Source organism: Arthrobacter sp. (assembly GCF_031988865.1).
Lineage (GTDB): Bacteria > Actinomycetota > Actinomycetes > Actinomycetales > Micrococcaceae > Arthrobacter_B.
This window is the reverse complement of the sequence record NZ_DALZXY010000123.1, coordinates 1-7,476: the sequence shown is the minus strand read 5'-3', so window position 1 is coordinate 7,476 and position 7,476 is coordinate 1. Positions and strand designations below refer to the sequence as shown.

At 67.5% G+C, this 7,476-nt stretch carries 6 protein-coding genes and 1 pseudogene; 3 read left to right on the top strand and 4 right to left on the bottom strand.

Annotated elements, in window-relative coordinates:
• Together RTN46_RS15755 and rsmA are read right to left on the bottom strand one after the other, a co-directional pair.
• Positions 1 to 393: pseudogene (locus RTN46_RS15755) on the bottom strand (4-(cytidine 5'-diphospho)-2-C-methyl-D-erythritol kinase); the annotation flags it as partial.
• On the bottom strand, positions 390 to 1,268 hold the full coding sequence (gene rsmA / locus RTN46_RS15750; protein WP_312182798.1) for a 16S rRNA (adenine(1518)-N(6)/adenine(1519)-N(6))-dimethyltransferase RsmA: 879 nt from the start codon (positions 1,266 to 1,268) through the stop codon (positions 390 to 392). The gene rsmA and the pseudogene RTN46_RS15755, both read right to left, overlap by 4 nt.
• A gap of 234 nt (positions 1,269 to 1,502) precedes the next feature.
• Between rsmA and RTN46_RS15745 the strand changes: the two genes are divergently transcribed.
• Positions 1,503 to 2,732 (top strand): XRE family transcriptional regulator, encoded by a 1,230-nt coding sequence (locus RTN46_RS15745; RefSeq protein ID WP_312182796.1) that lies wholly within the window; start codon positions 1,503 to 1,505, stop codon positions 2,730 to 2,732.
• Positions 2,733 to 2,755: 23 nt separating this feature from the next.
• On the opposite strand, the gene RTN46_RS15740 is transcribed toward RTN46_RS15745, so the two are convergent.
• Together RTN46_RS15740 and RTN46_RS15735 are read right to left on the bottom strand one after the other, a co-directional pair.
• Positions 2,756 to 3,880, bottom strand: coding sequence for a ubiquitin-like domain-containing protein (locus tag RTN46_RS15740; protein WP_312182794.1), 1,125 nt, complete (start codon positions 3,878 to 3,880; stop codon positions 2,756 to 2,758).
• A gap of 270 nt (positions 3,881 to 4,150) precedes the next feature.
• Positions 4,151 to 5,068 (bottom strand): TatD family hydrolase, encoded by a 918-nt coding sequence (locus tag RTN46_RS15735; RefSeq protein ID WP_312182792.1) that lies wholly within the window; start codon positions 5,066 to 5,068, stop codon positions 4,151 to 4,153.
• 171 nt (positions 5,069 to 5,239) lie between these two features.
• On the opposite strand from RTN46_RS15735, the gene RTN46_RS15730 reads away from it, so the two are divergent.
• Together RTN46_RS15730 and RTN46_RS15725 are read left to right on the top strand one after the other, a co-directional pair.
• Positions 5,240 to 6,298 (top strand): MoxR family ATPase, encoded by a 1,059-nt coding sequence (locus RTN46_RS15730; RefSeq protein ID WP_312182791.1) that lies wholly within the window; start codon positions 5,240 to 5,242, stop codon positions 6,296 to 6,298.
• A gap of 25 nt (positions 6,299 to 6,323) precedes the next feature.
• Positions 6,324 to 7,476: DUF58 domain-containing protein (locus tag RTN46_RS15725; RefSeq protein WP_312182789.1), on the top strand; the 1,153-nt coding region annotated here is incomplete at its 3' end.

Here is a 7,476-nt window from a genome sequence, read left to right as displayed (position 1 = left end):
GAGCTCATTGCAGGCCACAAGCGCGGCGGCCGCGTCCGCAGACCCGCCACCCATGCCGCCGGCCACCGGGACGCGTTTGGTGATGACCAGGTCCACTGCCGGGTTCGGGTGGCCGGTGTGTTCGGCCAGGGCGGCTGCCGCCCGGGCCACCAGGTTCTCCGGTCCCAGCGGGATGCCGCCTACCGGAATGCGCAGCGGACCCCCGCCTTCCACGGACACGGTGATGCCGGGACGCCCGGCCGCAGTAGCCGTGACCTCCTCCAAGAGGCTGACGGCCAGGTAGACGCTGGCCACGGCGTGATAGCCGTCCGCGCGGAGCGGACCTACCTGGAGGGAGACGTTGATTTTGCCGGGCGCACTGACACGCACCGACTGCGGGGACCGGGAGCTCATACCGCGGTCCGGGCCTCGGCGATCCGGGTGTAGGCGTGGATGTCCAGCACTTCACCCCGGGCGCTCGGGTCGACGCCGGCGCTGCGAAGCGCCCGTTCGGCCTCCGCCGGGCTTCCGGCCCAGCCTGCCAGTGCGGCACGCAGGGTCTTACGGCGCTGCGCAAAAGCCGCATCAATGACGGCGAAGACCTCTTCCCGGGTGGCCGTCGTCGCCGGCGGTTCGTGGCGTTGAAAGCCCACCAGCCCGGAGGCGATCTTCGGCGCCGGCCAGAACACGTTCATGCCGATAACGCCGGCCTTGCGCATGGTGCCGTACCAGGCGGCCTTGACGGACGGGACGCCGTAGGTCTTCGATCCGGGCTTGGCCGCCAGGCGGTCGGCGACCTCATCCTGGACCATAACCAGGCCATGGCGCAGGCTCGGGAAGTGCTCCAGCAGGTGGAGCACCACCGGGACAGCCACGTTGTACGGCAGGTTGGCCACGAGCGCCGTGGGCTGGGCCGGAAGTTCGGTGACCCGCATGGCGTCGGCAAGGACAACGTGCAGGTTCGCGGCTTCCGCGGGGCGCCAGGCGCGTACTGTTTCGGGCAGCCGTCCGGCGAGCACCGGATCAATTTCGACGGCGACGACTTCCCGTGCGGCGTCAAGCAGGCCGAGGGTCAGCGATCCCAGTCCGGGACCGACTTCCAGGACCGTTTCGTCTTCGCCTACCGAGGCCGCGGCCACGATCCTGCGGATGGTGTTTCCATCAATGACGAAGTTCTGGCCGAGTGTCTTGGTTGGACGGACATCTAGCTCCTCGGCCAGCGCCCGGATATCGGAGGCGCCAAGGAGCGGCCTGGGCCGCGGAACGGGCGTGGAAACGGATTCAGTCACTGCCTAATAGTAGCGCCAGCGCAGGTCTTCGCTGGTGCCCGCAGCCTTTGGCGCTTAGTCGGGCCAGTCCCCTACGCGGGTTCGGGAACGAGCGGCGACCGGTGTCTGGAACTTGTTCATTCGTTTCCTTCCGCGTTAGCCCCTGCTGCTCTGCCGTGGCGGGTCCTCGGCCGGTAGCATCGTTTGCCGCGGCAGCCTTAAGTCTGCCGCACCCGGAGAACGGCGGGAATGGCGATGGGCAAATCGTTTGGCGAAAAGCTTCGGTCGGCCAGGCAGGAGCGGTTCCTGAGCCGGTCCGAGCTGGGAACACCACTCCTGCGGGAACGGGAGGTCTCGCTGTTCGAAGGCGGGCGGCGGGAGCCGGGAAGGTCCGTGCTGGAGCAGTTCGCCGAACGGCTGGCCACTGCCCCTGGCAGTCCGCCGCGGCCGGCAGGCCCCGACGGCGCGCTGTTCCTACTCCTCTGCGCGCACCAGTCCTGGGATGAGCGGGATTACATCCAGTCCCTCAAGTTTGCCGACGCCGGGGCTGCGGCAGCAATGGCGGAACACGATCCGCGGGACTGGTGGACCTTGGCTTTCCTGGCAGCCCGCTGCCAGCTGAGACTGGGGAATTACATGGACTGCATCAACCGGGCAGGATTGCTCATCCGGCATCCGCTTGCGCTGCATAGCCAGCCCGAGCTGCCCCGCGCACAGGCGCTGCTCGCGGCGGCCTACCAAGGCCAGGGACGTCTGCCCGAGGCGGTCCGGCACGCGAGGGTAGCGGTGAGCGCTGCGCAGAAGGATCCGGTCGGCGCCGAAGTCCTGATCGAGGCCTACCAGGCGCTGGTGGCCGCGCTCACCGAAAGTGGGCATCTGGAGCAGGCATGGGAAACCTGCCGGGTGCTGCTGGTGCCTCTGCTGGATGCACTGCCGGATGCCCAGCTTGCCGGCAAAGGCTACTGGACGGTCGGCAATGTGGCGTTCCGCCGCGGGGACCGGGCAGCGGGCCTCAGGTTCCATCAGCGGACTGCATCACTGCTGAGTCCGCGCCAGGACCTGGGGCTGTGGGCCTCCTTTAACAAGGCGTCGGCCAGCATGCGGCTCTCCTCCGGCCTGCATGACGAGCAGACGCTGAGCTGCATCGAGCATGCCGAGACTGCGCTGGCGGTGGTGGGTGAGTCGAGGGCGGATGTCCTTGACCTGTTGCATACCCGTGGACGGTGGCAGCATCTGCAGGGCAACCATGCCGAGGCAGTCAACCTGCTCTCCGCGGCCTATGCCGAGCGCGCGGTCCTGGCTCCGCAGACCGCTGCGGAAGTCGCCCTTCAGCTTGGCCTGAGCCTGGCATCCCTGGGACAAAAATGCGCGGCGGCTGCCAGGCTCGCGGAAAGTGAGGCGCTGTTCCGCCGCGCCGGAGCGGCGGATCGGTCCGGGCATGCAAAAGCCCTGGCTGCCTCGCTTGTACCAGGCTGCCAGGGCTAATGCGTCTGTTCGTGGAGCGGGGCCTAGAGCAACCCAAGCTTCGCCGCGCAGGCGGGCCAGTGGCCCCACCCGCCGTTGGCGCGGAGGTTCTCCGCGACGGCGATCTGCTGCTCCGGAGTGGCTTCGCTGGCGATCGGCGCGTAGGCCCCGCCGCCGGCGCCAAGCCAGCTCGAGGCGCTGAACTGCAGTCCGCCGGAATAACCGTTTCCGGTGTTGATGTGCCAGTTTCCACCGGATTCACACTGCGCAAGCGCTGCCCACGAGCCTCCGGCCGGGGCTGCGCCACCTGCCGGGGCAGCGGACGGACGCTTCTTCGTGCCAACGGCCACCTTCTCGGCGACCGGTTCAAGACTGAGTTTTTCGCTGGCCAGGCTGCGGCTGACAACCCGCCCGTCGAGCACCACTGTGTCGTACACCAGCGTGCGTTCCCCTGGTGTCCCGGCTGTGGTGACCTTCTCCTCGCCCTCAAAGATCTCAGCGTCTTCCACCGAGTGGGTTTCGAAAGGCACGGGTTCGGTGACGGTGTCCTGGGAACCGAGGACCACGCGGGTGACCTTCAGGATCATGCCGTCAGCCACATCGGCGCGGGCCGGTGCCGAGAGGCGGTCCGCCGGACCAACCTGGATGCCGGCTTCGTCAAGGACCGCACCAACGGTGCCTGCCGTGGTCTCGATCTCGGTGGACGTGCCGTCCGCGACCAGCAGCACGGTCTTGGGGGTGGAGATGGACAACCCGGTCAGCTTGGCCAGTGAGGTGTCCAGCGAGGCCGAGATTGAGGATTGCGTCGAAACGCGGAGTTCGGAAATCAGGTCCGCCACGGTGGATCCGGTGGTCTGGATCGTGTGGCCCGTGCCGTCGACGTTGACGCTGACGGTTTTGGCCGTGGTTACTTCGATCCGGGAACCGTCTAGGACCTCGGTGTCCGGGGCAGGTTCTACGCGGTCCGCTGCTGCCAGCTGGATGTCCGCTTTCGCCAAGACGTCCTCCACGGTTTCACCGAAGGTCATGATGTCGCTGGATTCGCCGTCCACGGACAGGACAACGGACTTGTTGGTGCCGACGAAGGCCACCAACCCCAGGATGAGCGCCACCATAACGGCGGCCTGGCCGCCGAGCTTCAGCGTGCGCCTCACGAATGCAGTTGCCACGGAATTCCAAACGTTCACAGCATCCGGGCACGGGGACAGGGCACACGCCGGGCGGGCCTCCGGGTCTCACGGAGCGCCGGCGGGTGCAGGCAGGGACCATCGCCGCGCATTTTCCGCTGTCTTTACGAAGGCAGGGCGTAACGCACGGAAGCGGTGGTATCAGTCCGGAAGCCTTCCCCGACCCCGGCTAATAGACCCTTACCGTAACCGAACCGTGATCTGCGGGCAAACTGGGGGTCTGCCGCCTCATTCGCGGCAGTTCGCCGGCTGCTAGTTCCAGGCCCCGTAGACGCGCTCAGTATTGGACGCGAGCGAGGCGCAGAATCCGGCAAGCTCGGCCCCGCGGATTTCGGCCATGGCCCGCACTGTATAAGGGATCATGTAGCTGGCGTTGTTCCGTCCGCGGTACGGGTGCGGCGTCAGGAACGGGGCGTCGGTCTCCACCAGGATCAATGCCGGGTCGGCGATTGCCAGCGCATCGCGCAGGCCCTGAGCGTTACGGAACGTTAACGTTCCCGCAAAGGACATATACCACCCGTTGTCGTTGCAGGTGCGGGCCAGATCCGCGTCCCCGGAGAAACAGTGGAAGACGACGGCAGGTGGTTCAGCTTCTTCACCCAGGACCCTGACCACATCATCGTGCGCGTCACGGTCATGGATCTGCAGGGCTACTCCCACCCGGCGGGCGATCTCTATATGCCGGCGGAAGGAGTACTGCTGGGCACCAACGCCGTCGGGACCGGTGCGGAAGTAGTCCAGGCCGGTTTCACCGACGGCCCGGACCCGCGGGTGGGAAGCGAGCGATTCGATTTCGGCGAGCGCGGCTTCCAGCGTCCCCTCGGCGGCAAGCGCGGGCGCATCATTGGGATGGATGGCGACGGCGGCCAACAGCCGGGGATGCTCTTCGGCGAGGCGAACGGCTGCGCGCGAGGATTCCAGGTCCGTTCCGACCTGGACCGCGCCCCGGACGCCGGCGGCAGCGGCGGCGTCAAGCGCTGCTGCCACGGACAGCGCGCCGGGCACTCCATAATCCAGGTGCGTGTGGTTATCCATCACCGGTACCGGCAGCGGCTCGGGCGCCGGCGCGAATGCCTTGCCGCCGGGTTTATTGTCCCCCTGCTGGCTGTGCGGCAATTCCAAGTAGGTCTGTGGTATCTGCCCGGGAACATAGCCGCTGTCGATAGTCATGTCTTTAAGCCTAAGTGAGCTTGTACCCTGTACGTAGAAACGTGCCCCGGCCGGCCAGTCAGGGGTGCCTGCACCCGCGCAGAGCACCTTGTGGCCCATGGAGCACGCAGTCGCCAGCCGTGTTTCCATCCCAGAGTCCCGGCTGACATCGCCGAGGCTTGGAAGGTATCCATGGACGCTCGAAACACATCCGCTGCCACCGCCGGTTTTGACGCCCCGGCTACCGTGGTTCCCGGGCTGTCCCAACGGGGATCGCAAGAGGCAGCGGATTCGTTCCTGGACGCCAGCATGCGCATCCTCGATGCGATCAACACCGTGATCGACGGCAAGGACGAAGCCGCCCGGCTGGTCCTCACCGTCCTCCTCGCCGAAGGGCATGTGCTCCTCGAAGATGTCCCCGGGGTCGGCAAGACCATGCTCGCCAAGACCCTCGCCCGGGCCGTTGACTGCTCAGTGACCCGCATCCAGTTCACTCCGGACCTGCTCCCCTCCGACGTGACCGGAGTGTCGATTTATAACCAGGACGCGCACCGCTTTGAGTTCCGGCAGGGACCCATATTCGCCAACATCGTAATCGGCGACGAGATCAACCGCGCCTCAGCGAAGACCCAGTCGGCCCTGCTGGAATGCATGGAAGAGCGGCAGGTGACCGTGGACGGCGGGACACACCGCCTGGCGGAGCCGTTTATGGTCGTGGCAACGCAGAACCCGCTGGAGATGGAAGGCACCTATGCCCTGCCGGAGGCCCAGCGGGACCGTTTTATGGCGCGTATTTCCCTCGGTTACCCGGATACGGCCTCCGAAATCGAGATGCTCGAAACCCACCAGTCAGTCTCCCCGCTGGAAACGATCGTTCCGGTGGTCTCCGTCCGGGACATCACTGCCATGACGGCCAGGGTGCGGGACGTCTACGTTTCTTCGGCGGTCAAGGAATACACGGTGGCCATCGGTGCCGCCACCCGGGAGCACCCGCACCTGCGGCTGGGCGCGAGTCCGCGGGCCCTGCTGCAGCTGCTGCGCGCGTCCAAGGCCCGTGCCGCCCTCGATGGTCGGGATTTTGTCCTGCCCGACGACGTCGCGCGGCTGGGCGAGGCGGTCCTCTCCCACCGGCTGATCCTTGAGCGCAAGGCGCTCGGCGCCGGTGAATCCCCGGCTACGGTGCTCCGGGCGATCCTCGCGAAGGTACCTGTCCCCCGCCCGCCCGGAACCAGCGGAGTGACCCGGCCCTAGCGTCCCGCCCCTGCCCAGGAGAGCCATGCAGTCCAGAGTCAGCCCACGTATGCTCACCAGCCGCGGCTGGGCCCTGGCTGCTGCCGGGGCCGTGTCCCTGCTGGGAGCTCAGATCCTGGGCCGGCGGGACCTGCTGCTGCTTGGCGTGTTCCTGATCCTGCTCCCGCTGATCGCTGCCCTGGCGCTGCGGCTGCTGCGCCCGGTTTTTAGCGTCCAGCGGGTCTTCTCCCCGACCTCGGCCGAAGCCGGAAACGCAGTCAGCATCTCGCTGAGCGTTACCCCGGTCCGGCCTTTTGGCGGCTCGGCGCAGATGCGCGAAGGGCTGCCTGCACGCTTCGGCGCGAGCCCGGAATTCCGGTTTCCGGCGGGCCGAACGGATGCCGGCGGGGCCAGCAGATACGAATACCGGCTGCGTTCCTCGCGCCGCGGCCTGTACCGGATAGGTCCCGTCAGCGCCGGCTTCCAGGATCCTTTTGGGCTGGCACTCCTGCGCCACACGATCGGCGGAACCGATGCCCTGGTGGTCAAGCCGGCACCGGCGGAACTCCCTGCAGCGGTCCTGGACGGACTTCGCGGAGCCGACGGCTCAGTCTCCACCCGGCTGCAGGGCATCCCCAGCCAGGATGACGTAACAACCAGGGAGTACCGGCACGGAGATCCGATGCGGAGGGTCCACTGGTCCGCGACAGCCCGGCACGGAAAACTGATGGTCAGGCAGGAGGAGACCGTAACCACTCCCCGCGCCACGATCGTCCTCGACCAACGCGAGGCCCGGTATGACCACGGCTTCCTATCACCGTTCTGGGCCGACAGCCCCGACGCCTCGGCCCCGGCCAGTTCCGAGGCGTTCGAGTGGGCTGTGTCCGCCGTGATGTCCCTCGGCTGCCACCTGATGGAACACGGGTTCGCGGTGCGGCTGATCGATGCCATGGCTCGGCCGGGCCTGGCCCGCTCCCCCTCAGCGGCGGCACCCGGGATGGACCTCTTCAGCGGTGCTGCCGGAATCCTGGACCTGGGCGAAGGCCTGGCCGCACTCGGGCTCGAACCGTCTGCAGGCTCACCGTCGGCCGGCGCGCAGCCGAAGCGGCCGCTTCCGGCGCTGCGCAAGGCCGTCCTCCGTCCCAGCCCAGGTGCGGCGGAATGGGGTGTGCCGCAGGCCGGCCCGGTCCAGCCCACCG

Bases quoted from the DNA above. Each gene is read 5' to 3' on its own strand.
- RTN46_RS15745 (WP_312182796.1), top strand. From the start codon at position 1,503: ATGGGCAAATCGTTTGGCGAAAAGCTTCGGTCGGCCAGGCAGGAGCGG.
- RTN46_RS15735 (WP_312182792.1), bottom strand. From the start codon at position 5,068: ATGACTATCGACAGCGGCTATGTTCCCGGGCAGATACCACAGACCTAC.
- RTN46_RS15730 (WP_312182791.1), top strand. From the start codon at position 5,240: ATGGACGCTCGAAACACATCCGCTGCCACCGCCGGTTTTGACGCCCCG.